This window comes from Hwanghaeella grinnelliae (genome assembly GCF_004005845.1).
Lineage (GTDB): Bacteria > Pseudomonadota > Alphaproteobacteria > UBA8366 > Aestuariispiraceae > Hwanghaeella > Hwanghaeella grinnelliae.
Genome location: NZ_SADE01000004.1, coordinates 78050 through 104477, shown reverse-complemented (window position 1 = coordinate 104477; position 26428 = coordinate 78050). Strand labels below are relative to the sequence as shown.

Below are 26428 nucleotides of genomic sequence, written 5' to 3'. Positions count from 1 at the left end.
GACCATCCATTTGACAGAGGGGACTTGTTTCCGGCCTGATCCTGCTGAAACGAGAACCGGCCTGGGAGAGAAACGTGCCCCAATCGAATTTCGACCTTCATCCGAAACTGGAAGGCGACACAAAGCAAGTCCTGGATTTGCCACTGTGCCGGGTTCTGCTGATGAACGACTGCCGCTATCCCTGGCTGATCCTGGTCCCGCGCCGCCCCGATGTGCGGGAGATCCACGGCCTGGATGCGACAGACCGGTTTCAGTTGATGGAGGAAGTCGCCGGATGTTCGGCCGCACTGGAGCGAGAGGTCGATGCCTTCAAGATGAATGTCGCGGCACTGGGCAACCAGGTCCCGCAACTCCACGTGCACGTCATTGCGCGATTCGAAAGTGATCCCGCCTGGGCCGGGCCGGTCTGGGGTGTCGGCGATCCAGAGCCCTACACGGAAGCGGCCTTCGCCGCGACGGCAGAGCGCTTCCGCGCCGCTATTGAGGCAATCAAGAGCAGCCCACCAAGTTGAGCGATCAGCGCGGCACAGGGCAGTGCGGATGAGGTACGCAATTTGTTTACCTGCCGAAGCAGAATTCTATTATATGTTGTGAAGGCAAAAACCCCACAACAGCGAGGCGGTCTAGGTAGATGTTCAGTACGGCAAAGACCGGCATCGCCGCATTTTTGACCACGGCACTTGTTCTTTTCCTGATCGTCGGCAGCTTGCTTTCCGCTTTTCCTGCGGGCCAACCGGTCACAGATGAACAGTTTGCCGAACCTGGTTTCGTGGTGGAGGGGAAAACACTCTACCTGGGGGCGAGCCAGAGGGGATCCGACGTTCTGAGTGATCTTGTCTCCGCAACATGGTTCAACATCTGGACCTGTGCGGCGGCGACGGTGGTATCCCTGTTAATGTCCATTCCTGTCTGGCATTTGGTCAAGAGCAAGGCGTCATTCGCAAGGTTGGCGGGGCTGCTGGCCGTGCGCATATCATGTGCATTCTTCATTTTTCCGGTTCTGATGCTGTTGTGGAGCACCGAGCTGTATTTTCAGGCGGAACAGCCGATGCTTGTCGTCATGCTTGCGTTCTTCGCGTTCCCGTTTGCAATCCAATTGCATGCCACGCTGGCACCGAAAGATGACAACGCCAAAACCAACCGCAGGGCTGTCTTTGCTTTCGCGATCAGGCGCTGGGCAGCCCTGCACATGCTGGTTGCCGCAATCGGGTTCTTGTTTTGGCTTCGGGGATCATGGCCCGGTGATTTGGTCGGGATCTTCAAAGCGAATGCGGTGCTGATCACGTTCGGCGATTGGATGGCGTTTCTGCCGGTCGTTCTTTACGTTGCAATCGCCCTCTGCCTGCGGGTTTGGGCATCGATATTGGAAGACCGTTGGTCGATCACGCCCATCTCCGTTGCCGATAGTTGGATATTCCTGCCGACAATGCTTGAAGATCAGATAATGGCGGCGAAAACGCCCGGGCAGACCGGCTGACGCCCCGCCTGGGCCGCTGGCTGTCTAGCCGGCCAAGCGAGCAAGGGCAATTTCCTGGGTGTCGATACCGCGCGACCAGATCATCTGTTTCCAGTCGTCCGCATCCTGATAGAAGGCATCGCGCACAAAGGCCTTGATCGCGCGCCCCTGCTCCGAATCCAAGTCGCCATAGGCATGCAGCCAAGCGTCGGAACGCACGGCCAGCAACACGTCATGCAACGGCCGGGTTCCGTATTCCAGCGCGATGGAGGTCACTTCAGCCTCGGGCATCCGGTCCGCCATCGCGTTCAGGTTGGTGCCATGAAGGGGTGCGGAGGTTGACGATCCGTCATCCGAGGACGTCAGGTCACCCCACCAGTCCTGGGCCCGCTCCCAAGACGGATTGCCCGCCCCGCCATCGCCGATCCGCTCGCCATAACCCCGCGGACCAAGGCCGGTGTGGTAATCGATGATGGCCACACGTTTCGCGACGGACAGATATGTGTCGATGATCGCCTCAAGCGTCTTTCGGGACCATGTCGGCCGCGTCCCGCCATAAAAGACACCTTTCGAGTCGACATACTGGCCGGAGGAAACCGCCCCCTGCATGACAAGCGGCGGCAAGTCGTCGATAAGGCGGTCGATCTCGGCACTCGTCTTAGCGGCGATCTCGTCCGACCATTCCTTCGGGCAGATGATATCCTGATACGTCACGTACCCATCGTTGACTGGAAGGGGCTGATCGAAATCGACGAAATTCCGGTTCAGATCGACATTGTCTTCATTGGTACGGCGGAGCCAGGCAAAGCCATAGGGGTTGATGGCGTGGATCTGCAGAAGAGCAGTGTTGGCCGGCAGGCGGGCTGCCCGGCCCGACCGGAACCAACCGACCTGGACACCGGAACCGCAAAAACCTTCAGCGCCATGTGTGGCGGAAATCGTGACCAAGACATTCGCGGCATCGCGTGGCCCAAGCCAGGCGATATCGGTGCTCAGTTCCTCACCCTTCGGCCCTTTTTCAGGATTGATGAAACGGGCAAGTTCCGCACCGGCAGCACGGGCCGCGTCGGTGAACTTTTCGCGGGCTTCCGCATAGTCGCTTGAGAAATACTCTGTAACGGACATTCTAACAGTACTCCCCCATCGCCCGGATCAGGCGAGCCAAAATGAATACCGAAACTGGAATCACATGATTTCACGCGACACAAGCCCGGATAACTCGGACATTCCGCTACCCGCGGTATTCAAGGAATGGTTTGCCGCCCGTGGCTGGGTGCCGCATCCGCATCAGTTGGAAATGGTTCGCGCTGCCCGGAAAGGCTTGGATTCCCTTGTAATCGCGCCAACCGGTGGGGGAAAGACCCTGTCCGGATTCCTGGCATCCATGGTCGAATTGGCAGACAACGCGCCTGCCGGTCTGCACACGCTATATATCTCTCCATTGAAAGCCCTTGCGGTAGACATACACCGCAACCTGGAGACACCGATTTCCGAAATGGGTTTGCCGATTCGGGTTGAAACCCGGACAGGGGACACACCGCAATCCAAACGCGCGCGGCAGAAGGAAGACCCGCCGCATATCCTGCTGACCACCCCTGAATCTCTTGCCCTTATGATTTCCTACGAAGAAGCCTGGACGCTTTTCGCTGGGCTGAAACGGGTCGTCGTCGACGAGGCCCATGCGCTGGCGGGCACGAAACGCGGCGATCAATTGGCCCTTTGCATGGCGCGGCTCAACCGGATCGCACCGGAATGCCGGCGCGTCGGCCTCTCCGCCACGGTTGCCCATGAAGACGCCTTGCGGGGCTGGCTTGCACCGAATGGAAAGCCGGACGGGGTCGACATCATTCGCGGCGGTGGCGGCGTACGGGCGGAGGTTTCCATCATGGATGGCATGGACCTGCCGTGGTCCGGCCATTATGCCCTGCACGCTGCGGAGCGGGTCTACCAGGAAATCGGGAAATCCGGCGTGACCATCGTCTTCGTGAACACGCGCGCCCAGGCGGAAGTCCTGTTCCAAACCATTTGGAAGATTAACGACGACAACCTGCCGATCGCCCTGCACCACGGTAGCTTGGCGGTTGAACAGCGCCGCAAAGTGGAAGCCGCGATGTCGCGGGGGGCGCTGCGCGGCGTTGTCGCGACCTCGTCGCTGGATTTGGGCATTGATTGGGCGGCCGTGGATTTGGTGATCCAGATGGGGGCCCCGAAGGGAGTCAGCCGCCTGTTGCAGCGCATCGGCCGGGCGGGCCACCGGCTGGACACGCCCAGCCGCGCTATTCTTGCCCCCGGCAATCGGTTCGAGGTGCTCGAATGCCTCGCCGCGATCGAAGGCGTCGACGCGATGCGGTTAGATGGCGACCCGCCCCGACCGGGCACCTTGGACGTCTTGGCGCAGCACATCCTCGGCCTCGCCTGTTCCGCCCCGTTCAATCCGAACGACCTGTACGACGAAATCACAAGCGCCGGCCCCTATGCGGACCTCGACCGGCAGGATTTCGACGACGTCCTGCGCTACGTCGAGGACGGCGGTTATGCGCTGCGCGCCTATGAAAAGTTCAAGCGCCTGTTCCGCAAAGCGAACGGAAGCTACGAGGTCGCGGGCCCCAAAGTGATCCAGCGCCACCGGATGAATATCGGGACAATCATCCAGGAACCGACCGTCAAGGTGCGCCTGCGCCGTGGCCCGGTTCTGGGTGAGGTGGAAGAATACTTCATCAACGGCCTGGAGCCCGGCGATACCTTCGTATTCGGCGGCAGGTTGCTGCGGTTTGACGGTTTCCGCGAGACCACGGCGCTGGTGTCGGAAGCCAAGGGCGACGCACCAAAAATTCCGGCCTATATGGGCGGGCGGCTGCCTTTCACCACCTTCCTGTCGGACCAGGTGCGTGAAATGCTGGCCGACCCGTCCCGGTGGAACCGCTTGCCGGAACAGGTTTCTGAATGGTTGCGCCTGCAGCAATGGCGGTCGGTCATGCCGGGGCCGGACCAATTGTTAATCGAGAGCTTTCCTAGGCATGGTAAGAACTACCTGGTCGCGTATTGCTTCGCGGGCCGGAACGCGCACCAGACGCTGGGCATGCTGCTGACGCGGCGCATGGAACGTGCAGGCTATGGCCCGCTGGGATTCGTCGCCAGCGACTACGTCATCGCCGTTTGGAGCGTGCGTCCCGTCACCGATGTGGCGGCACTTTTCGACGAAGACATGATGGGAGACGACCTGGAAGCCTGGATGGACGAAAGCTCGCTGATGAAGCGGACGTTCCGCAATGCGGCGATAATCGCAGGCCTGATTGAGCGGCGGTTGCCGGGACAGGAAAAGACAGGGCGGCAAGTCACCTTCTCAGCCGACCTGATCTACGATGTGCTGCGCGAGCACGATCCTGACCATATTTTGTTGCGGGCGACCCGGATGGATGCTGCATCGGGCCTGACCGACGTGGCGCGGCTGGCTGAGATGCTGCACAAGGCCCAAGGTAGGATAACCCACCGCCGCCTGGACCGCGTCTCGCCGCTTGCCGTGCCGATCCTGCTGGAGATCGGCAAGGAATCCGTCTACGGCAGCGGCATGGACGATTTGTTGATAGAAGCCTCCGACGACCTCATCGAAGAGGCAATGGGCGGTATTGTTCACGGCGAATTGCCGTTGTCATGATGGTTGAAGCAGCACATCGGACAACGATAAGGCTGAACGGGGCCGACCTAGAACCGGACCTGTCCGGGGCGCTGTTCTGGCGTGCCCGGAACACGCTTATCGTTGCGGATTTGCATTTCGAAAAGGGCAGCGCCCTCGCCTCTCGCGGGCAACTGCTACCACCCTACGACACACGATCGACCCTGAAGAAGCTTAATGAGGCCTTGCATCGTACGGAAGCGGCCCGCGTCATATCCTTGGGCGACAGTTTTCACGACGGCGATGCCGGGGCGCGCCTGCCCAACGAGGACCGGGCGGCCTTGATCGACTTAACGAACCGTGTCGAATGGATCTGGGTGGCCGGCAACCACGATCCCGAGCCCCCGCCGGATCTGGGCGGCACCATCGTGGAGGAATTCACGGATGGCCCCTTGCTGTTCCGGCATGAAGCATCCAATCGGCCCTCTGCCGGCGAAGTATCCGGCCATTTCCATCCCAAGGCGACAGTGAAGACCCGGATGAGCCGGGTTTCCGCACGTTGTTTCGTCAGCGATGGGCGACGATTGATTCTGCCGTCATTCGGGGCTTTCACCGGTGGCCTGAACGTGCGTGACCCGGCGATCGAGCAGCATTTCCCGCAGGGTTTCAATATCTGGCTACTAGGCCGGTCGGGGATCCATCGGTTCCCGAAATCCGCAACCCTGGGGCGGTCAACAAAGGGATAACATTATTCCGACAAGGGGTAATCCAAGCGACGGCCGGCTGCGTAACTTTAGATAACCACAATACGATCCTTTCACCTTTGGCAGGTTCCCGGCGCCTATGACAACGACGACAATTCATTGGTTCAGGCGTGACCTGCGTTTGCGGGACAATCCCGCATTGACCGACGCGGCCGCCCAAGGGCCTCTGGTCTGCCTGTTCGTGCTGGACGATGAAGACGCCGGCAGCAACGCGACAGGCGCGGCCAGCCGATGGTGGCTGCATCAAAGTCTAGTCGCACTTATCAAGGACCTGGAAGAGCTTGGCGGAAAGCTCATCCTGCGTCGCGGTAAGGCAGCTGAAGCTATTTCGGGCGTCACTGCCGAGACGGGTGCCGGGCGTGTCGTCTGGAACCGGCTCTACGAACCCTGGTCGGTAAAACGGGATAAAGAGCTGAAGGCCGCATTGAACGACGACGGGATAGCGGCAGAGAGTTTCGCAGCCGACATGATCCGGGAACCCTGGGAAGTTGAGACAAAGGCCGGAAAGCCCTTCTCCGTCTTCTCACCCTATTGGCGCGTCGTTCAGGCGCAGGGCGATCCGTCCCCACCCTTGCCCGTCCCGGAAAAGGTAACCTTTCACGACGGCGATATCCCTTCGGATCTCCTCGACGATTGGGGGCTTCAACCGACAAAACCGAATTGGGCGGCTGAAATCGCGGCAGAATGGACGCCGGGGGCAACTGGCGCGGCTCAGCGCATGGCGGAATTTCTGTCCGGTCCGGCCAACGACTATAAGGACGGACGAAACTTCCCAGCGATGGGGGCGACGTCCTGTATGTCCGCCCATCTGCATTTCGGTGAGGTGGGTCCGCGGCAGCTTTGGCATGCCACACGATCCGCCATGGAATCGGGCAGCGTAAACGACGCTGCCGGATGGGCTTTTCTGAGGGAATTGGGATGGCGCGATTTCAATCGCCATCTGTTGTTCTACAACCCCGATACGGTCACCGAAAACTTCCGCGACAACTTCGACGCTTTCCCCTGGCGCGACGATGAAAGAGCCTTCACCGCCTGGACAAAGGGAGAGACCGGCTATCCGCTGGTCGATGCCGGGATGCGTGAGCTTTGGCGCACCGGCATCATGCATAACCGGGTTCGGATGGTCGTCGCCTCCTTCCTGGTAAAACACCTGATGATCGACTGGCGGCAGGGCGAGGCCTGGTTCCGCGACACGCTTGTCGATGCGGATTTGGCCAACAATGTCGGCGGGTGGCAATGGACTGCCGGCTGCGGGGCGGATGCCGCTCCCTATTTCCGAATATTCAACCCGGTCGCTCAGGGCGAGCGCTTCGATCCCAAAGGTGAGTATGTCCGCAAATGGGTGCCCGAGTTAGGCGCATTGCCGAACAAGTTCCTGCACAAGCCGTGGGAAGCGCCAGACGACGTTCGGGCCGACGCGGGCGTTGCCCTGGGCAAAACCTATCCAGCCCCAATCGTCGACCATCCCGCCGCTCGAAAACGGGCCCTGGCCGCCTTCGGTGCGATAAAGAACTCAGAAGAAAATGAACCCCTGTTGAGTGGAGCAGCCTAAACCATGCGCATTGCGGTTATCGGTTCCGGTATTGCCGGATTGGGCACAGCCCTTCTGCTGAACGAAAAACATCAGGTGACCGTCTATGAGCGGAACACCTATGTCGGCGGCCATTCCAATACGGTCGATGTGCCGGTGGGCAAGACCGGGAGTGGCAGGACGATCCCCGTCGATACAGGGTTCATCGTTTTCAACGAACGGACTTATCCCAACCTGCTTGGTCTGTTCGATCATCTGGACGTGCCAATCAAGAAGACGGACATGTCTTTTGCCGTCTCCATCGACAAGGGCCGGATAGAATATGGCGGCAGCAATCTGGCATCCCTGTTCGCCCAACCCCGAAACCTTTTCTCTCCCCGGTTCCACCGCATGCTGCGCGACCTGCTGCGCTTCTATCGCCATGCACCGGAACTATTGGATCACCCGAACGCGGACCGCATTACGCTAGGCGACTACCTCGATTTCGCCGGATATGGCGAAGCTTTCGCGCGCGACCATCTGCTGCCGATGGGTGCGGCGATCTGGTCCTGTTCCACCGACAGCATGCGCGAATTTCCGGTGAATTCGTTTATCCGGTTTTTCGTCAATCACGGTTTGCTGGAATTGAAAGAGCGTCCGCAATGGTGGACGGTCGATGGTGGCAGTCGCGAATATGTGACCCGCATCCGCGATCGCCTCTCGTCGGATGTGAACATCGGGCGACCGGCGCGCGCAGTCAAACGAGTGCCCGGCGGCGTCGTCGTCCGCGACGACGGTGGGACGGAACAGATCTACGATCAGGTCGTCATGGCCTGTCACGGGGATGAAGCATTCTGCCTGTTGGAAGATAAAAGCGATACGGAATCGAGCATTCTGGGCCGATTTCAGTATCAAAAAAACGAAGCCGTCCTGCATCTCGACCCATCCCAAATGCCGAAGAGGAAGCTGGCTTGGTCCAGTTGGAACTATCTGGCCGGAAACGAGACCAACGGGCATCGGCAAGTGGCCGTGACCTACTGGATGAACCGTTTGCAACATTTGGACCCGGCGCACCCAATCTTCGTGACGCTCAACCCGATAGAGACGATCCCGGCGGAGCAGATTATCGACCAGTTCGCCTATGAGCATCCAATGTTCGATGCCGGCGCCGTTGCCGCCCAAAAAGAACTGCCTTCAATTCAAGGCAATGGCGGCATCTGGTATTGCGGCAGCTATTGCGGATACGGATTTCATGAAGACGCCCTGGCTTCCGCGACCGCAGTTGCCCGGCGCCTCGGTGCAGACATTCCCTGGGGACATCGCCCGCATAACGCCATGGCCGCCGTCGATGCCCGCGCCGAACCGGCGCCCGCGGTTGCGGCCTAGGACCCGATATGGATGGCCCCCTGACATTTACCACAGACGCGCACCCGTCGCCCGCGGACGAGCCCGGCGGTATTCCTGAGCCGTCGATCTACATTGGACAGGTCTCACATAAACGACTGACGCCCTTTGTCCATGCGCTGGACTACAAGGTTTTCTCGCTGCTGTTGGATATCGACAAGCTACGGGAGACAGCGTCGGACACGCGGATGTTCGTCTATAACCGTACGGGCGTCGTCTCCTTTCACGACAAGGATCATGGCCCTCGGGACGGATCGCCCTTGCGGCCATGGCTGAACAACATTTTGAGCGAGCATGGATACGAATTACGGGATTGCCCTGTACGCCTGCTCACTTTCCCCCGTTTGTGGGGATATGTCTTCAATCCGCTAAGCATCTATTACTGCTACGATCGAGGCGGCCATTTGAAAGTGGTCCTGTACGAAGTCAGCAACACGTTCGGGCAGTGGCATGGATATCTTCTGCCGGTGACGCGGGAAGCTTCAGGACCCGTTTCACAGAAAACGACGAAAGAATTCCACGTATCACCCTTCATGCCGGTCGACGGAACCTATGAATTCACCCTCACGCCGCCGGGCGAGAAACTGTCAGTTCTAATCCGATACAAGGGGGAACAGGGTGAGGATCGTATGATTGCAAAGCATACGGCCCGCCGTTCGGATTTGACGGCTGCAGGCTTGGCAAGCGCCTTGTCGAAACATCCGATGATGACGTTCAAGGTAATAGCCGGCATTCACTGGGAAGCCCTGAAACTTTGGAAAAAGGGTGCAAAATTTCATCCGAAACCCGATTTACCGCGTAACCATATTACAGGTTGAGGAAGTTTTTTTCCTTGGACCTTGATCGGTTTCGATAGACAATTGGGGGTAGGCATGAACGGTGAAAATGTCATGCAGGGTGGAACGAAAGCGACAGCGCCGAAAGCGCATACCATACGTATTGGTGCGGCGACCCGGCTAATGCTCGGTTTGGCCGACAAGTTCGAAACCGGTAGGATCCGCTGGGTTCTTCCCGACAGCACGACGCGGGTTACCGGCAAGAATGCGGACGATAGCGACTTCAACAAAATCGTTACAGTCCATCTCCACAACGACAATGTAGCCCGAAAGCTCCTCACCGGTGGGAATATCGGCATCGCAGAAGCCTATATGGATGGCGATTATGATGTCGACGACCTGCCCAGTTTCCTAACCATCTGCGCAACCAACATTGCGGTCCTGGAAGCGACGCTTCAGGGGCAGTGGTGGTTCCGCAACGCATCGCGCCTTGTCCATTGGTTCAACCGCAATACCGAGACCGGCAGCAAGCGCAATATCCATTATCACTACGATTTGGGAAACAGCTTCTACGAACGCTGGCTTGACCCAAGCATGACTTACTCATCGGCGGAATTCCTGTCGCCGTCCGAAAATCTGGGACAGGCGCAGGACAACAAATACGAACGCTTGGCCGAACGGCTTGAAATAGACAGCGACCACCACGTTCTTGAGATCGGGTGCGGTTGGGGCGGTTTTGCGGAGCATGTTGCAAAATCCCGCGGCGCACGTGTTACGGCCCTGACCATTTCGGACGAACAGTACAATTTCGCGGCCCAACGCATCCAACGCGAGGGCTTGGGCGAGAAGGTGAATATCGTCAAACGCGACTACCGCCACGAGGATGGCAGCTACGACCGGATCGCGTCCATCGAGATGTTTGAAGCTGTCGGCGAAGATTATTGGCCGGTCTTCTTCGGCAAGATGCGCGATAGGTTGAGCGACGCGGGACGCGCGGCGCTTCAGATCATCACCATCGACGACGAACATTTCGACAGCTACAAAAGCCGGCCCGATTTCATCCAGCGCTACATCTTCCCGGGCGGCATGTTGCCTTCCCCGTCCAAGCTTCGTGAACAAGTGGCCGGGGCCGGCCTGACGGTCGACACCTATGAAACCTTCGGCCAAAGCTATGCCCGCACGCTGGCCGAATGGAACGACCGGTTCCAGGCATCCTGGCCGGATATTGCGGCGTTGAATGCAGGCAGGCGCGCCTTCGACATACGTTTCAAACGCATGTGGGAATATTACCTCGCCTATTGCGAAGCTGGCTTCCGCGCCGGCGTGATCGACGTCTGCCGTGTGGCGTTGAGCAAGACCTGAGCATCAGGTAAAGCGCAGAACCGCCCCTTCCCATGAGCAATAACCCCAGCACGCTCTCGTCCTGGCGGCTCGCCGTTTACGGCCTGCCGGGCCTGCCGCTGGCCGCCGTGACGCTACCCGTATATGTCCATGTCCCGACCTTCTATGCGGTCGACCTGGGGTTGGGGTTCGCCACCGTCGGGGCCATTCTGTTGTCGGCACGGATCTGGGACGCCGTGAGCGATCCCTTGATCGGGTTTTTGTCCGACCGGACAACCGGACGGTTCGGCAAGCGCAAGCCATGGATTGTCGCCGGTGCGGTCCTGACTGCAATGATGGCTTATCTTCTTTTCTCTCCGCCTGACGGGGTCCAATGGCCCTTCCTGCTGACAGTCACTGTCTTGCTCTATATGGGATGGACCATGGCCGTCTTGCCCTACAATGCCTGGGGCGCTGAGCTTTCGGATGACTACCATCATCGATCAACAATCACGGCTTGGCGGGAAGGCGCGGTTCTAGCCGGGACATTGTTGGCAGTCGCCCTGCCCTTTGCCATTGGGAACGACCCTGCCGACGGCCTCGCAAGCCTCGGCTTGGTTCTGCTGATATTGTTGCCGCTGGCAACCGCAGCCGCCGTTACATGGGTTCCTCATACCGACGGAACCTCGCGGCAGATGAAGCCGACGGTGAAACAAGTCGTTGGGATCATCGCACGCAACCGCCCGTTCCGGCGCCTATTGGCGGCTTGGTTCCTGAACGGCGTCGCAAACGGGCTGCCGGCAACATTGTTTCTGCTGTTCATCAGCACGGTGCTTGATGCCCCCGACTATTCCGGCGCGCTTCTTTTCACCTACTTCCTATCGGCGGTTGCCGGCCTACCGCTTTGGCTCGCATTCTCCCGCAAATTCGGGAAGCATCGCAGCTGGTGCCTGGCCATGGCATGGGCCTGCGCTTGGTTTGCCGGGGCCTTGTTCCTAGGACCTGGCGATGTCGCCGTCTTTTTCGTCATATGCGTGGCGACCGGCCTCGCTTTAGGCGCCGATCTGGCGCTTCCCCCGTCCTTGCAGGCAGACGTCATCGACCTGGACCGGGCAGCAGGGCGGGAACGCAACACCGGGGCCTATTTCGCCTTATGGAGCATGGCTCAGAAAATGGCCTTGGCGTTGGCCGTCGGACTGGCTTTTCCAATCTTGGAATGGGCCGGCCTGCCGGCGGACCCGATGGCGGGGACCGGCGCGCATGTCGCGGAAAACGCTTCCCCCTGGGTCCTGGCGTTCCTCTATGCCGGGTTGCCGATCGCGCTAAAGGCCGCCGCGATGTCCGTAATCTGGGGGCACCCAATCACAGCGGCGGAACATGCTGAACTCTCAAGCCAGATAACACGGAAGGAATGACGAATGAATCTGATCCTGCGGGCGTTTCATGCCGTATCAAGGATAACACTTGGTGCAACGATTCTCATTCTGGCTGGTTGCTCGAACATGGACGTCACTGATTTCAAGAATGGAGAACCCACACTGGTTCTCGAGGAGTATTTCGACGGCAAGACACTGGCTGCCGGATTGTTCCAGGACCGGTTTGGCACCGTGCGTCGGCAGTTCACGGTCGAAATCGACGGTAGTTGGGACGGCGAGACGCTAACGCTGGTCGAAGACTTCGACTACAGCGACGGTGAAACGGAACGACGTGTTTGGACGTTGAAGAAACTGGATGCTCATCGCTATGAAGGAACCGCGGAAGGGGTCATCGGCACAGCCAGCGGCGCCGCTTACGGCAATGCCTTCAATTGGGTCTACACCTTCGACTTGAAAGTCGGCGACGGTACATGGCGCGTCGATTTCGACGATTGGATGTTCTTGCAGCCCGGCGGCGTGTTGATCAACAAGGCGACCGTCAGCAAATGGGGCATTACGATCGGCGAGGTTACGCTGTCCTTCCACAAACCGGGTGATCTTCGCGCGGGCAACGACAATCTTCGCGACACGATAATCAGCGCGGCTGAATAACCTAGGCGCTGCTTACTTTCGACCGCACCCAATGGATAATATGGCCCAACACGGGTAGACGCGCATAGAATTGTTCGCCCGCGTCCCAGTGGTCGACATGGGAAAGGACCCTGAAGTCATCATCAAAGCGAACCTCGCTCATGCCTGTGATGGTCCATGATTTGTTCGCCTGCCCTTTGGGCGTGAAGAAAAAATCCCAACGCAGATATGCGGCCTGTTCCGAAACGGCAATGTCGGTGACCTTGAACACAGGTTCGTCAAGTGTCTCGAACATATGCTCGAAAACCCGCCGCAGATTGTCGATGCCGGTTATGTCGTTAAAGGGATCCTTGAACCGCACATCGGGCCGGCAATGCCGGGTGATGTCGTCGAGTGTGGCCGGTGACAAGGACTCGAAGAAATCTGCCCAACGGCGCGCCGCGGCGGCAAGAGCACCGGATGCCTCCGCCGTCAAAGCCCGATCGCCTTCTTGATTAGCGGAAAATAGAGCGCATCGGGCATCATCTGCAAAAGCTTCAGTTGAAATACGAAACGACGTGGGAATGCTATCTGAAAGCGTGAAGACTCCAAGCCTTTCATGATCCGACGGGCCGCATCATCCACGTCCATGAGGTAGGGCATTGGGAAAGTATTCTGTTCGGTAAGCGGCGTTTTCACGAAACCGGGGCAAATGACCTGAAGTTTAACGCCATGGCCGTCCAACTCGGCTTTCAAGCTTTCACCCATGGCGATAACGGCCGCCTTACTGGCGGAATAACCGGCCGCCATCGGCAATCCGCGATACGCTGCCACTGAGGACATCAGGGCCAACTGCCCGCGTCCCCTCTCCATCATCTCCGGCATCAATACGGACAACATATTGGATATGCCAACCACATTGACGTCCATCATTGTGTGAACGGCAGAGGCGCCGAAAGACTCCGCGGGGGTTGGCGAATAAGTCCCGGCGTTGAGAAGCGCCAAATCGATTGGCCCGTGAAGATCTTCGATCTCAGCGACAGTCTTCTCCACCGCCGTGATATCGGTCACGTCCAGAGAGAAGGGAACGAAACGCTCACTGTCCAGACGCTCGGCCGTGGCGTCCAATTTGTCGAAGCTCCGCGCACAGGCGATAACGGTGTCGCCCCACTCCACGAATAGGCGCGACAGTTCCGCGCCGATGCCGGAACTCGCCCCGGTTATAAGTACCTTCCGTCCCACCGATTAGCGCCTTACTGGGCTTGAATATATGTTATCGAAGGACATAGTCGAACCGATTGCCGCGATAGTCGAAAGCCAGTTTCACCCAGCGATCATTCTCGTCGTACCAGAGGTCGATGTTCAAATCGCCCCGCATTTCGAACTTCTCGGCTTCAACGCGCTCTCCCCTTGCTTCAATCGTCTCGACACCGATGAATTTCGTATCGACGTCCAACACTTCGCCGTCCCGTGTCGCTAGCAAACGGTCTTGGACGACCGTACGCTTGTTCCAATACGTGGTCGGGAACCAATCGGAGACGGCAACGCCGTCCGTTCCATTCACCGCGACCGACAGGGCATCGCCATCGCGGCTTGCCTGGACCGCGAACTCATCGCCGTCATCATCGGTACGGCTGACGAAGGAGAGCAGTGCGCCATTCTCCCACAAGGCCCGATTTCGCTGTTCGTACCGGTAGAAAACGATCGGCCCCAGACCGACTTTCAGAGAGATATCGATATCGACAAAGGTCTTGTCATCCTTGTCCCACAAGGTGACCACATGCTGACCGATCTTAGATCCGTCCATGAGCACGTCGAACACAAGTTTCTCGCTTGCCTGAGCTTGGGGTGGCAGCGCTGCGAGAAGAGTCGCCGGGCGCGAATTGGCGGGCTCTGAAGCCACCCCGACCGCCGGGGCGGTCACTAGCATCGCGGCAAGGAAACCAATTGTTTTTTGCAAAGTTGCTTTCCGCATGGATCCGAACGACATCGTTGTTGGAGTTTCCTAAAGCACTACGAAGAGAACAGTCGTTTGGATCGTTTTTGAAACACAGGAACACGGAAATTCGGCGGAGGAATGAGCGTTCCGAAACCGAACCGTCACCACATCGTAACATCAAAAAGCTAACGTGCGCCCGGGCTTGGCGGACGGGTCGGGCCAGCGCCATGGTTATTCATGGTCAATGTGTATTCCGCGCGTAGTACTGTATTGCCGCACCAAAATCGCAGACCGGGAGAGCGTTACGTCGGCCGGTGAACCAGGCAATAGACTGAACGTGCGATCCGATACATTAGGTTCCTGCCGTTCGCCGCAGATTTGATCCAACCAACGACCAGCCCGTGATAAGGCTTATGTAGCGAAGGAACCATCCGATGCCGAAAACCGAAAAAGAGCTTATGTCATTCGACGAGTTCGACGAGTGCCGCAACCCACCGCCCGCGGAGACAGATTTCAGCCAAATCGTCGATCGCGTCGTTTCGCGTCGCAGTTTTCTTGGCGCCTCGGTCGCCTTCGGCGCCTCTGCATTCGTCATGGGCACGACGGCACTGAGGCCGGCGCCGGCTTCCGCTGCGCCCAGCCGGTTGGCCTTCAAACAAGTGGCGACCAATACGCTGGACACCGTCACCGTACCGGAAGGATACAGCTGGCACATTGCCGCGAAATGGGGCGACCCGATGTGGTCCAACAGCATCCCCTTCGACGAAGAAACCCGGGGCACCGGCATCAGCCAGGAACTGTCTTTCGGCGACAACAACGACGGTATGGCAATGTTCGCCGACGGTGACCGCAACATCCTGGCGGTGAATAACGAATATACCAACCGCAGCATCATCCATGGCAATCGGGAATCCGGCCTTGCTGAAAACGCAGACGATGTCCGCAAAAGCAAGGCTGCACACGGCGTTTCGATCATCGAGGTCGAGCAGAAGGACGGCCGTTGGAGTATCGTTGTCGATTCGCCCTATAACCGCCGAATAACGGCAGACACGCCGATGGAAATCACCGGCCCGGCGCGCGGGCACGATTTGTTGAAAACCGCTGCCGACCCGTCGGGTACGACTGTGCTGGGGACCTATAACAACTGCGGTAACGGCAAGACGCCTTGGGGCACCTACCTCACCTGCGAAGAGAATTTCAACGGTTACTACGCCAGCTCAGACCCGGACAACAAACCGAGTGACGCCTTGTCGCGGTATGGTGTCGGCAATGAGGACTGGGGCTACAACTGGTGGAAATATGACGACCGGTTCGACATTAGCAAAACACCGAACGAGCCCAACAGGCACGGCTATATCGTTGAAATCGACCCGATGAACCCAACCTCCACGCCGAAGAAGCGGACCGCTTTGGGCCGTTTCAAGCACGAGAATGCCGCGGTTGCCCTGGCGGCCGACGGGCGGGTCGTCGTTTATCTGGGCGACGATGAACGCGGTGAATTTCTCTACAAATTCATTTCCGAAGGGAAATACGCCGCCGGCGGCAATAATAGCGACCTGCTTGAAGCGGGAACGCTCTATGTTGCCAAATTCAGCGACGACGGCAAAGGCGAATGGGTCGCCCTCACACCGGCCAGCACCGGCATGGCGTCGCAAGCCGAAATTTGCATCCACACGCGCATTGCGGCATCCGCGGTCGGTGCGACGACCATGGACCGGCCTGAATGGGTCGCCTGCAACCCCAATCGGGTGGAGGCCTATTGTTCACTGACCAACAATAAGAACCGCGGCGTCAAACCGAATGCCGGTGGCGACGCGACCCCGGTCAATGGACCGAACCCGCGCGAAAAGAACCTGTTTGGACAGGTTGTCCGGTGGCTCCCGGCCGGTGGTGACCACGCGTCTGATAACTTCGAATGGGACCTGTTCGTTACTGCTGGCAACCCTGTCGTCCATACCGGACCCGAAGCCGGGTCGTCGAACGTCAATGCGGACAACATGTTCAATTCGCCGGACGGACTCGGTTTCGACACCACCGGCCTGCTGTGGATCCAGACCGACGGAAACTACAAGAACAAGGACGGCTTTGCCGGACAAGGGAACAACCAGATGCTGGTCGGTGATCCGGATACGGGCGAGATCAAGCGATTCCTGGTCGGCCCGAAAGAGTGTGAGATCACCGGCATCACCTGGAGCGCGGACCGCAAAACACTGTTTGTCGGCATACAGCATCCCGGTGAAAAGGGCGGCAGCCATTACCCGGCCGGCGGTTCTTCCGTGCCCCGGTCGACCGTTATCGCGATTACCCGCGACGACAATGAATTGATCGGCTAACCGCGTGCCAGTGTTTACCCCTGTCCTTCAGGATGGGGCATGGATGGCGTCCCCCTTGTCCTTGGGGCCTCGAGGACCTTTGGGGGACGCCTTTCCTTTTGCGGCAATAGGATGCGAATTTAACCGCATACGAATTTTGTTGCGCTGCAATGAGAATAGTGTTCTACAGGGGCCACTTCGCGCCGCGCGTGGAAAACGTTTAATCGTTGGCGGCGCTTTTGATGCAAGTATCCGATCTTGTTTTCATTCGATGGATCGTTGCCCTGCATCTCCGCTCTCAGCGCACCTGCGCCAGATAGCGCCAGAACCCCGGCAGCTGATCTACGCAAGCTTCCCAAATTGAACAGTACTCTCGCTGGCATGGCGACGCCGTTCGCATGCCCGCAGATAAGGATTATTTTGTTGAAAACGTTCAAAGACCTCGGCCTGGCCGAACCCATTCTTCGTGCCGTCGAGAAAGAAGGTTACGAAAATCCCACCCCGATCCAGGCGGATGTCATTCCCGCGCTTATGGAAGGGAAGGATGTATTGGGGATCGCCCAGACCGGCACCGGAAAGACGGCGGCCTTCGTGCTGCCGCTGCTGCATTGGATTCGCGAAAGCAAGGATCGCCCCGTCAAGCGCGGTTGTTCCGCGCTGATCCTGGCGCCGACACGCGAACTGGCTGCACAGATCAATGAAAGCATTCGGACCTATTCACGCTTCATGCAATGTTCGACGGCCCTCGTCGTTGGCGGGGCCCGCCCCGGCCCGCAGATTCAGGCAATTGCCCGCGGTGTCGATATCATCGTCGCCACGCCCGGCCGTTTGATGGACCATATGGCGGCTGGCAAGGTCCGTTTGGACTTCGTCGAAAGTTTCGTCCTGGACGAAGCCGACCAGATGCTCGACATGGGCTTCATGCCGGCGATCCGGAAAATCGTCGCGGCACTGCCGCGCGACCGTCAGACGGTGTTGCTTTCCGCAACCATGCCGAAACCGATCCGCGCCCTGGCCCAGGATATTCTGATCGATCCGCAGGAAATCTCCGTTTCCCCGTCGTCACGCCCGATCGAACAGATCGAGCAGCGCATCATGCATGTCCAGAAGACTGGAAAGCGTGACGCATTGGTCGGAATTCTGCGCGGTGCGGAAGTTGAACGGACCGTTGTTTTCACACGCACCAAACGCGGCGCCGACAAGGTTTGTGAACACCTTGAAAAAGCAGGCTTGGCGGCAGCGGCGATCCATGGCGACAAGAGCCAGGGTCAGCGCGAACGCGCCTTGCAGGCATTCAAGAAGGGTAAAGTCGCCACCCTGGTTGCTACCGATATTGCCGCGCGCGGCATTGACATCGATGGCGTTACCCACGTGGTGAACTTTGAACTGCCGAACGTTCCCGAAGCCTATGTCCACCGGATCGGCCGAACCGGCCGGGCTGGAAAGAGCGGTGTGGCAATATCGCTCTGCGATCACACTGAAAAGGGATTGCTGCGGGATATCGAGCGACTGATCGGCCGCCGTATCGGCGATCCGGATGGGTCTGCCCCGATTGAGGACGACCGTTCCCAGGGACCGAGAGGCAAGCCGCGCGGCAACCGTGGCGGTTTCGGCGGCAAGCCGAATCCGAAGAACCGCAATCGCAACCGGAACAACAAGCCGCAACAGCGCCGTGGTCCTGCCGCACCGGCAGCGCCTGCTGCGCCGGCAGCCAAAGCCGGTCCGGATGGTTCGCAAGGCTTGCGGCGGAAGTAACCGTTCGACATGCTGGGGCGGCATCCATTAAAGACGCCGCCCCATGCCTATCGAAGTTCACTACGATCCAGGTTCGAACACCCTATTTGGCCGGGTCATCGGTGACCCTGCGCCAGATGAAATCATCGCATCCTTTGAACTGGTTCGGGCTGCGGGAACAATTCCCGTCGACGCCGACATAATTTGGGACATGCGGGCGATGGACTTCACCGCGCTTAGCATCGAGCGGCTGCGCGACATCGTGAAGCGTCGAAAAAAGCTCAATACATATCGCGCAGACTGCGCCTCGGCCTATGTCGTGCTGGGACCGCAGGAAGAGCGCATGATCCGCCTCATGATCGCCGTTTCGGTCGGTGTTCAGCGCCGCGAAGCCATCTTCCGCAGTATGGACAAGGCAAAATCCTGGCTGCGCGGCCTCAAAACACCCCAAACAACGGTGACCGCGCCAATCGGCGGCGGAACTACTCCGCCGCCATAGCCGCCGGCGTGCCGAAGCCGCCGCCACCGGGCGTTTCCACACAGCCGACATCACCGGCCTTCACCGGCTTGACATCGGCATGCTTCATTTCCACGACAGTCCCATCGCTTCTTTCTATCCAGGTCTTGCCAAGCGCGCCGGGTTCCCCGCCCGCCATGCCGTAAGGCGGGATAATCCGATGGTTGGAGACGATCGTCAGGTCCATATCCTCCAGGAACCGAATTCGCCGGACCGTGCCGTCGCCGCCATGATGCTTGCCACGACCGCCTGAGCCTTTCCGTATCTCAAAGGCTTCCAGGATCACCGGATACCGGAATTCCAAAACCTCGGGATCCGTCAGGCGCGCATTCGTCATATGGGTATGAACTGCGTCCGTCCCGTCGAAATCAGGACCGGCCCCGGACCCACCGCAGATCGTTTCGTAATACTGATACCGAGCATTACCGAAGATGAAATTGTTCATCGTTCCCTGCGCCGCGCCCATGACACCCAAGGCCCCATAGAGTGAGTCGGTTACCGCTTGGGACGTTTCCACATTCCCCGCCAAAACAGCCGAAGGGTATTGTGCCTTCAGCAAACAGTTCTCCGGCAGGATAATCTCAATTGGTTTCAGGCACCCCTCGTTCATCGGGATGTTGTCATCCACCAGGGTACGGAAGACATACAGTACCGCGGCACGACATACCGCCGCAGGGGCGTTAAAGTTGTTCGGCATTGCGCCCGACGTTCCGGCGAAATCAAGAACCGCTGAACGGTTCTTTTGGTCAACCGAAATCTTGACTTTGATCTGCCCGCCATTGTCCATCGGATAGGTGAATTCCCCATCCTTAAGAGCGCCGATCACACGACGGACCGATTCCTCCGCGTTGTCCTGAACATGCTTGGTATAGGCCTTCACAACGTCCCAACCGAAATTGGCGATCATCTTGTGAAGTTCCTGAATGCCTTTCTCGTTCGCTGCCTGTTGGGCGATCAGATCGGCCATGTTCTTGTCCGGTACGCGGCAAGGATATTTTCCGCTGCTCAAGACCTCACGCATTTCCTTGTCCAGGAAATTTCCCTGGTCGACCATTTTGAAATTGTCGATCAGGACGCCCTCTTCATCGATATGCGTGGCGTCCGGCGGCGCCGATCCAGGTGTCCGTCCGCCGATATCCTCATGATGGCCACGGCTGGCGACGAAGAAGCGGATCACGTCCTCCTTCTCGTCAAAGACCGGGGTCACCACGGTAACGTCGGGCAAATGCGTACCGCCGTTATAGGGATTGTTCAGGACATAGCTGTCACCACGGCGTATTACGTCGTTGTTCCGCAGAACCGCGCGGATACTTTCGCCCATGGATCCCAGATGAACCGGCATATGCGGTGCATTCGCGATCAGGTTTCCGTCCACGTCGAAAATGGCGCAGGAGAAGTCCAAACGTTCCTTGATGTTGACCGAATAGGACGTGTTCTGCAGCCGGAAGCCCATCTGTTCGGCAATCGACATGAACAGGTTGTTGAAGACCTCTAGCATGACGGGGTCGCTGTCGGTCCCGATGGCCATGCTCCGCTTCAACGGAACCACGCGTTCAAGCACAAGATTGCCGGTATCCGTATAGGTCGCCCGCCAGCCCGGTTCGATGACCGTTGTCGCAACCGGTTCCCGAATGATTGCCGGGCCATGGATCTGATTACCCGGATGCAGCGCCTCGCGGTCATAGACCGGCGTATCGTGATGGTCGCCGGCCATGAAGGCTTGGACCGTCGCCAAAGGATCCGGCAAGTCCCCGGCACCGCCACCGGAAGGTTCACCGCTTTTTGCCTGGATGCCGATCGCTTCGACCGCGGCGGCTTCGAAGATCAAGGCCTTGCCCTGCATCAAGAAACCGAAACGGCTTCTATAGGCTTCCTCAAAAGCTTTTTGCATTTCATCGACTGTGCCGAAGGGAACCTCCAGCGGATTGTCTGAACCCTGGTAGCGCAGATGGACGCGCCGCAGGACGGTGATGCGGTCTTCGGAAACATCCTGGCCGGACAGTTCATCATGCACTTCCGTCGCCAAGGCGTCCAAAGTGCGGGATACCTCCCCAACTGACTCTTCGCTTAGCTCCAGTTCTATCGACTGTTCGCGCAGGGCGCGGACGTCGGCCAGCCCCATGCCGTAGGCGGAAAGAACGCCGGCAAAGGGATGCAGCAGGACCGACTTCATACCCAGCGTATCTGCGATCAGGCAGGCATGCTGCCCGCCCGCGCCGCCGAAGCTGACAAGCGTGTATTCGGTGACGTCATAGCCACGCTGAACGGATATCTTCTTGATCGCGTTCGCCATGTTCTCGACCGCGATTTTCAGGAACCCGTCTGCGACCTCGACCGGGCTGCGGTCATCGCCGGTCGCCTCTTTGATCTCTGCAGCCATAGCGTTGAACTTTTCCACCACGGCGTCTTGATCCAGCGGCTGGTCCTGGTTCGGGCCAAAAACCGGCGGGAAGAAGTCCGGGTTCAATTTACCCAGCATGACGTTGCAATCGGTCACGCAAAGCGGGCCGCCGCGCCGATAAGCGGCCGGGCCCGGATTGGCCCCGGCGCTTTCCGGGCCGACGCGATAACGCGACCCGTCGAAGAAACAGATCGATCCGCCGCCTGCAGCCACGGTGTGGATCAGCATCATCGGGGCCCGCATGCGCACGCCCGCGACCTGTGTTTCGAAGGCACGTTCGTATTCGCCGTCGTAATGGGCCACATCGGTCGACGTGCCGCCCATGTCGAAGGTGATGATTTTGTCAAAACCGGCCCGGTCGCTCGTTTGAACCGCCCCGACAATCCCGCCCGCCGGGCCGGACAGAATTGCGTCCTTGCCCTGGAACAACTGCGCGTCGGTCAAGCCGCCGTTAGACTGCATGAATTGAAGGCGCACTTCGCCCAACTCGTCGGCCACCTGCTCCACATACCGGCGCAGGATCGGTGACAGGTAGGCATCGACAACCGTCGTATCCCCCCGCCCTACAAGCCGCATCAACGGGCTTGTCTGATGGCTGGTGGAAATCTGGGTAAAGCCGATTTCCCGGGCGATCTGGGCCAGGGCGGCCTCATGGTCGGAAAATTTATAGCCATGCATGCAGACAATAGCGACGGCGCGGATACCGTCGTCATAGGCGGCTTGCATCTTGGTTCGGGCATCGCCCTCATCCAGCGGCGTCAGGACATTGCCCTGTGCATCGACGCGTTCGACGATTTCAGCGACAGATTCGTAAAGCATTTCCGGCAGAACGATATGCCGGTCGAACAGATTGGGCCGCGCCTGGTACCCGATGCGCAGCGCATCCCTGAACCCTTTGGTGATGGCAAGCAGGGTGCGATCGCCCTTGCGTTCCAACAGCGCGTTGGTTGCAACCGTGGTCCCCATCTTTACGGCATCGATACGGTCCGCAGGAATTGGGTCCTGCTGCGTGATGCCGAGCAAATCACGGATACCTTGGACGGCGGCGTCCGGATAGGCTTCCGGGTTTTCCGACAAAAGCTTGTGGGTGAGAACCTCTCCATCGGGCTTTCGGGCAACGATATCGGTGAACGTGCCGCCCCGGTCGACCCAGAATTGCCACCCTTCCTTGGGCAAAGCCTTCGTGTCCGTGGTATCCGTCGTCATCCAAACCCCCAGATCAAATGTCGCCGCGAGGAGACTTCTTAGCGCGTTACCTAGAAGTCTTATCCGGGATGGAAAGAGTCAAGACGGTGGTTAGAATGGAATCTGACGCATCAGAACGACGGTAGCGACTCCTGCGGCAACCGCAACCAGCGTCGGCAACCGCAAGGCGGCGAACACGGTCACCGCCGCGGCGGTCGCTTCGGGGATCCCTTCGCTGAAAGCCATCGGCGCGATGATCGCGGTCAAAATCGCCGGCGGCATCGCTTCCAATGCCGCTTTTGCCCGGCCCGTTATGGCAATCCGGCGGGCCAGCGCATAACCGGTCATACGGCACAGCCAAGTAACCGTCGCCATCCCCAATATGGTGATGACGGTCGCGCCTTGAAGGGAGAACAGGTTATCCATGGGACACCCCCTCCCCCTTAAAGAGCAAGCCACCCGTCACTGTTCCCGCCAGGCCGGCCAGAAAGATGTACCAGACGCCTTCAATCAAATGGTAAGCCAGCAGGGCCGTTCCCAAGCTGACCAGAACGACCAGTGTTTGCCTGCTTGCGCGCCAAAACCCAATCACCAGCGTGATGAAGACGGCCGGAAAGACGAAATCGAAGCCAAAGGCGGCGGGATCGTCCACGACGCCCCCGCTGATCGCGCCGACGCAGGTCCAGAACGGCCATTGCAGGTAAAACAGTACAAAGACACCGAAGATGTACCCCGGCGTTACACCCGGACTGCCATGGGTCTGGGCCCGCCGCAGCGCCATTGCCCATGTCTCGTCCGAATGGATCGATACAGTCAGAAACCGTCCCATGGGGCTCAACCCGCCCAGATGCGGCGCCAAAGCGGCGCCCATCAGCAGGTGGCGCAGATTGACCAGCAGGGTTGTGCCCACGATTGCCAGGATCGGTACTGGTGTCTGCCAAATGTCGATGGCGATGAACTGCGCGCTGCCTGCATAGACAGTGAAGCTCATCAATGTGACCTCGGCGGGGGAAAGGCCCTTCTGCACGGCAAGGGAGCCCAGCAACAAGGCGAAGGGCGCCGCACCGGCCATCAAGGGCGAAATATCGATCAACCCACGGATCGCATCGGCCCAGAATCCTGAACGGATGGTATTGGGGGCTTGTCTGTCGGTTTCTGTCATCATGCGCCCGGTCTAAGGCAGCGCAGCGACCCCGTATTGGAAAATTGTGCGGCTAAGGCTGCCCAATGCCGTCAGGCTGCGAGCGCCGCGCGGTAATTGCCGGGCGTGACGCCGACGACCCCCTTGAACGCCTTGTTGAAGTGGCTTTGATCGTAAAAGCCGCAGGCAATCGCCGTATCGGCCAGATCCGCCCCGCCCCGCAACAATCCGCGGGCACGCTGAACCCGAACGCTTGTGCGGAAGGCATGGGGCGTCACGCCCAATTCCGACTTGAAGGCGCGGATCAGGTGAAACCGGCTGACGTTCAAATCCTGCGCCAGGTCCTGCAACCCGATATCCTCATCCAATCGCTCTTCCAGTAGGCGGCAGACCTTGGCCACCAACCCGCGCTCCCGCCCCACGGGGCGTATGAACGGCTTGTCATCCGCATGACGCGCGATCAACAGGCTTAAGGTCCGCACCAAGGCGGCATCCGCTTGCAATCGCGGCGCTCCGGTCTCGAACAGCTTATGCGTATGCTCTATCATCAGCGCCAGTTCGGGATCCTGGTACAAAGGCTGGCTGAAGAACGGCAACCCCGCCGGACGGCCACGGATCTCTTCCGAAATGGCCTGCATAAGGTCTGCGGAGGGATAGGCGGTTCGATAGCGATAGCCGGCCTCGCCCGGTGCGCCGTCGTGCAGCACATCCGGGTTCAACGCGGTCACATGCCCGGGCAAGCCCACATTCGTCGTGCCATAGGCGCGAAACAGCTCGGCCCCATCCAAAATCACGCCGACGACATAGGTGTCATGGACATGCGGCGCATAGGCATGACGCGTGAAGCGCGCATGCAGGCATTCCAGCCCGTCATGCTGCGCCTCGCGCCATATCTTGGCGCGGTCCTTGTCCGGATCGAACCCCTCCATGGAGTTCAACCGGATCGCTTGTTCCTGGGTGATCGACATAACGAGCCAATATATGCGCATCCAAAGCTTTTCGCTTGTAAAAATGTGCGGAACCGCGCCGCAGCAGACGGGGCGAGACCACGGCAGGCTTGAAATCCGATCTCGAAGCGAGAAGGCTATGACAGGGTAAGGGAAGGAAACAAAAACCATGCCACACGCTGTCGCAGAGCGGGACACCAACGAAGCACTCGCCACGTCGTTCAATCTTTACGATCTGGATCCCGGATTCCTGGAGGATCCTTACCCTACCTATCGCGCTTTGAGGCAATTCGACCCGATACACCGGCTGCCCGACGATAGTTTCTTTCTGACACGATACGAAGACTGCATGGCGGTCTATCGCGACCCACAGACCTTTATATCGGACAAGAAGGTCGAATTCGGAAAGAAGTACGGCGACAGCCCGCTGTTCAAACATCACACGACGAGCTTGGTCTTCAACGATCCGCCGCTACACACGCGCGTCCGAAAGCTATTGGCCCCAGCCTTCACGCCGCGCGCCGTCACGCGGCTGGAACCGATATTCGTCGAGATGGTGGAGGACTTGCTCGACAAAGGGGCCGCCCAGGGCGGTTTCGACCTGATCGCGGATTTCGCCTCGGCCTTGCCGGTTTGGATCATCGGCGACCTATTGAACGTTCCACGCTCGGAACGCGGCCCGCTGCGGGGCTGGTCCCTGGCCATTCTCGGTGCGTTGGAACCGGTAATCACGAAAGAGCAGGAAAAGGCGGGGAACGACGCTGTCGCGGAATTCTCGGATTATCTGGAAGCTTTGATTGAGGACCGACGGAAAAATCCGGGCGACGAGAACGATGTTCTGACAACCCTGATCATGGGCGAGGTCAGCGACGAAACCGGCACGCTGGATCGACTGACAGCGCAGGAACTCATCCAGAACTGTATTTTCCTGCTGAATGCCGGTCACGAGACAACGACCAACCTTATCGGGAACGGGGCCGCCGCTTTGCTTGAAAACCCGGACCAGAAACAGCTTTTCCTGGACGACTCGGGCACGACCAAAACGGCGGTCGAAGAGTTCCTACGATATGAAAGTTCCAATCAGTTGGGGAACCGCAAGACCTCTGTCCCGGTGACTTTGGGCGGTGTGGAAATGCCGGCGGGCACCTATATCCACACCTGTATCGGTGCTGCGAACCGGGACCCGGCCATATTCCCGAACCCGGATCGCCTTGATATTCAGCGGTCGCCAAACCGCCACCTCGCCTTCGGCGGCGGCATCCATATCTGCGCCGGTAATTCTCTGGCGCGGATGGAAGGGGCGGTCGCGCTCAGACGATTGTTCGACCGCTTCCCCGGTATGCGGCCATCCGGGACCGCGGTGCGCGGCGGACGCGCCCGATTCAGGGGCTACCTAAGCTATCCGGTCGAATTTTCCTGATGGG

22 protein-coding genes are annotated in these 26428 nt (G+C 59.0%); 14 read left to right on the top strand and 8 right to left on the bottom strand.

What is annotated here, in order from left to right:
* Positions 1 to 74 precede the first annotated feature (74 nt).
* Both EOI86_RS21330 and EOI86_RS21325 read left to right on the top strand, forming a co-directional pair.
* On the top strand, positions 75 to 512 hold the full coding sequence (locus EOI86_RS21330) for an HIT domain-containing protein (RefSeq protein WP_127767727.1): 438 nt from the start codon (positions 75 to 77) through the stop codon (positions 510 to 512).
* A gap of 119 nt (positions 513 to 631) precedes the next feature.
* A complete protein-coding gene (locus tag EOI86_RS21325) occupies positions 632 to 1477 on the top strand; it encodes a hypothetical protein (protein ID WP_127767726.1) in 846 nt (281 codons plus the stop codon).
* A gap of 24 nt (positions 1478 to 1501) precedes the next feature.
* Here the strand turns inward: EOI86_RS21325 and EOI86_RS21320 are convergent, their stop codons facing one another.
* Entirely contained in the window at positions 1502 to 2581 is a 1080-nt protein-coding gene (locus tag EOI86_RS21320) for a M14 family metallopeptidase (protein ID WP_127767725.1), read from the bottom strand.
* A 64-nt stretch (positions 2582 to 2645) separates the two neighbouring features.
* Here EOI86_RS21320 and EOI86_RS21315 point away from each other — a divergent pair, with 64 nt between their 5' ends.
* The 8 genes from EOI86_RS21315 (at position 2646) to EOI86_RS21280 (ending at position 12870) form a co-directional block, all read left to right on the top strand.
* A complete protein-coding gene (locus tag EOI86_RS21315) occupies positions 2646 to 5111 on the top strand; it encodes a ligase-associated DNA damage response DEXH box helicase (RefSeq protein ID WP_127767724.1) in 2466 nt (821 codons plus the stop codon).
* Positions 5108 to 5815: a ligase-associated DNA damage response endonuclease PdeM gene (gene pdeM / locus EOI86_RS21310; RefSeq protein WP_240035774.1), complete on the top strand. Its 708-nt coding sequence runs from the start codon at positions 5108 to 5110 to the stop codon at positions 5813 to 5815. The genes EOI86_RS21315 and pdeM overlap by 4 nt, the downstream gene beginning before the upstream one ends.
* A gap of 97 nt (positions 5816 to 5912) precedes the next feature.
* Positions 5913 to 7385, top strand: a complete 1473-nt coding sequence (locus EOI86_RS21305) for a cryptochrome/photolyase family protein (protein WP_127767723.1) — start codon at positions 5913 to 5915, stop codon at positions 7383 to 7385.
* 3 nt (positions 7386 to 7388) lie between these two features.
* Positions 7389 to 8729 (top strand): NAD(P)/FAD-dependent oxidoreductase, encoded by a 1341-nt coding sequence (locus EOI86_RS21300; protein WP_127767722.1) that lies wholly within the window; start codon positions 7389 to 7391, stop codon positions 8727 to 8729.
* A gap of 8 nt (positions 8730 to 8737) precedes the next feature.
* Complete coding sequence (locus EOI86_RS21295) at positions 8738 to 9565, top strand: DUF1365 domain-containing protein (protein WP_240035772.1); 828 nt, start codon at positions 8738 to 8740, stop codon at positions 9563 to 9565.
* Positions 9566 to 9619: 54 nt separating this feature from the next.
* Positions 9620 to 10885 carry an SAM-dependent methyltransferase gene (locus EOI86_RS21290; RefSeq protein ID WP_127767721.1) on the top strand — a complete coding sequence of 422 codons (1266 nt, stop codon included), beginning with the start codon at positions 9620 to 9622 and terminating at the stop codon, positions 10883 to 10885.
* 32 nt (positions 10886 to 10917) lie between these two features.
* Positions 10918 to 12258 carry an MFS transporter gene (locus EOI86_RS21285; RefSeq protein WP_127767720.1) on the top strand — a complete coding sequence of 447 codons (1341 nt, stop codon included), beginning with the start codon at positions 10918 to 10920 and terminating at the stop codon, positions 12256 to 12258.
* A gap of 3 nt (positions 12259 to 12261) precedes the next feature.
* Positions 12262 to 12870 carry a DUF3833 domain-containing protein gene (locus tag EOI86_RS21280; RefSeq protein WP_127767719.1) on the top strand — a complete coding sequence of 203 codons (609 nt, stop codon included), beginning with the start codon at positions 12262 to 12264 and terminating at the stop codon, positions 12868 to 12870.
* Position 12871: 1 nt separating this feature from the next.
* Here the strand turns inward: EOI86_RS21280 and EOI86_RS21275 are convergent, their stop codons facing one another.
* The 3 genes from EOI86_RS21275 to EOI86_RS21265 are packed head-to-tail and all read right to left on the bottom strand — an operon-like array spanning position 12872 to position 14788.
* Positions 12872 to 13324: a nuclear transport factor 2 family protein gene (locus EOI86_RS21275; protein WP_127767718.1), complete on the bottom strand. Its 453-nt coding sequence runs from the start codon at positions 13322 to 13324 to the stop codon at positions 12872 to 12874.
* Positions 13321 to 14070, bottom strand: coding sequence for an SDR family NAD(P)-dependent oxidoreductase (locus tag EOI86_RS21270; protein ID WP_127767717.1), 750 nt, complete (start codon positions 14068 to 14070; stop codon positions 13321 to 13323). Before EOI86_RS21270 ends, EOI86_RS21275 begins: the two co-directional genes overlap by 4 nt.
* A 31-nt stretch (positions 14071 to 14101) precedes the next feature.
* Positions 14102 to 14788, bottom strand: a complete 687-nt coding sequence (locus EOI86_RS21265) for a DUF6134 family protein (RefSeq protein ID WP_150132807.1) — start codon at positions 14786 to 14788, stop codon at positions 14102 to 14104.
* Positions 14789 to 15201: 413 nt separating this feature from the next.
* Between EOI86_RS21265 and EOI86_RS21260 the strand changes: the two genes are divergently transcribed.
* From EOI86_RS21260 to EOI86_RS21250, 3 genes are all read left to right on the top strand, one after another.
* Positions 15202 to 17100, top strand: a complete 1899-nt coding sequence (locus EOI86_RS21260) for a PhoX family protein (protein ID WP_127767715.1) — start codon at positions 15202 to 15204, stop codon at positions 17098 to 17100.
* Positions 17101 to 17502: 402 nt separating this feature from the next.
* Positions 17503 to 18834 (top strand): DEAD/DEAH box helicase, encoded by a 1332-nt coding sequence (locus EOI86_RS21255; RefSeq protein WP_127767714.1) that lies wholly within the window; start codon positions 17503 to 17505, stop codon positions 18832 to 18834.
* 43 nt (positions 18835 to 18877) lie between these two features.
* Positions 18878 to 19312: a hypothetical protein gene (locus EOI86_RS21250; RefSeq protein ID WP_127767713.1), complete on the top strand. Its 435-nt coding sequence runs from the start codon at positions 18878 to 18880 to the stop codon at positions 19310 to 19312.
* On the opposite strand, the gene EOI86_RS21245 is transcribed toward EOI86_RS21250, so the two are convergent.
* The 4 genes from EOI86_RS21245 to EOI86_RS21230 all read right to left on the bottom strand — a co-directional run bounded on the left by EOI86_RS21245 (position 19296) and on the right by EOI86_RS21230 (position 25046).
* Complete coding sequence (locus tag EOI86_RS21245; RefSeq protein WP_127767712.1) at positions 19296 to 22937, bottom strand: hydantoinase B/oxoprolinase family protein; 3642 nt, start codon at positions 22935 to 22937, stop codon at positions 19296 to 19298. The genes EOI86_RS21250 and EOI86_RS21245 overlap by 17 nt on opposite strands.
* Positions 22938 to 23027: 90 nt before the next feature.
* Positions 23028 to 23342 (bottom strand): AzlD family protein, encoded by a 315-nt coding sequence (locus EOI86_RS21240; RefSeq protein WP_127767711.1) that lies wholly within the window; start codon positions 23340 to 23342, stop codon positions 23028 to 23030.
* A complete protein-coding gene (locus EOI86_RS21235; RefSeq protein WP_127767710.1) occupies positions 23335 to 24081 on the bottom strand; it encodes an AzlC family ABC transporter permease in 747 nt (248 codons plus the stop codon). Before EOI86_RS21235 ends, EOI86_RS21240 begins: the two co-directional genes overlap by 8 nt.
* A gap of 68 nt (positions 24082 to 24149) precedes the next feature.
* The gene (locus tag EOI86_RS21230; protein WP_161973941.1) at positions 24150 to 25046 is read right to left on the bottom strand and encodes an AraC family transcriptional regulator; all 897 of its coding nucleotides are present in this window, start codon (positions 25044 to 25046) and stop codon (positions 24150 to 24152) included.
* A gap of 127 nt (positions 25047 to 25173) precedes the next feature.
* Here EOI86_RS21230 and EOI86_RS21225 point away from each other — a divergent pair, with 127 nt between their 5' ends.
* Positions 25174 to 26424, top strand: a complete 1251-nt coding sequence (locus EOI86_RS21225) for a cytochrome P450 (RefSeq protein ID WP_127767708.1) — start codon at positions 25174 to 25176, stop codon at positions 26422 to 26424.
* Positions 26425 to 26428 lie beyond the last annotated feature (4 nt).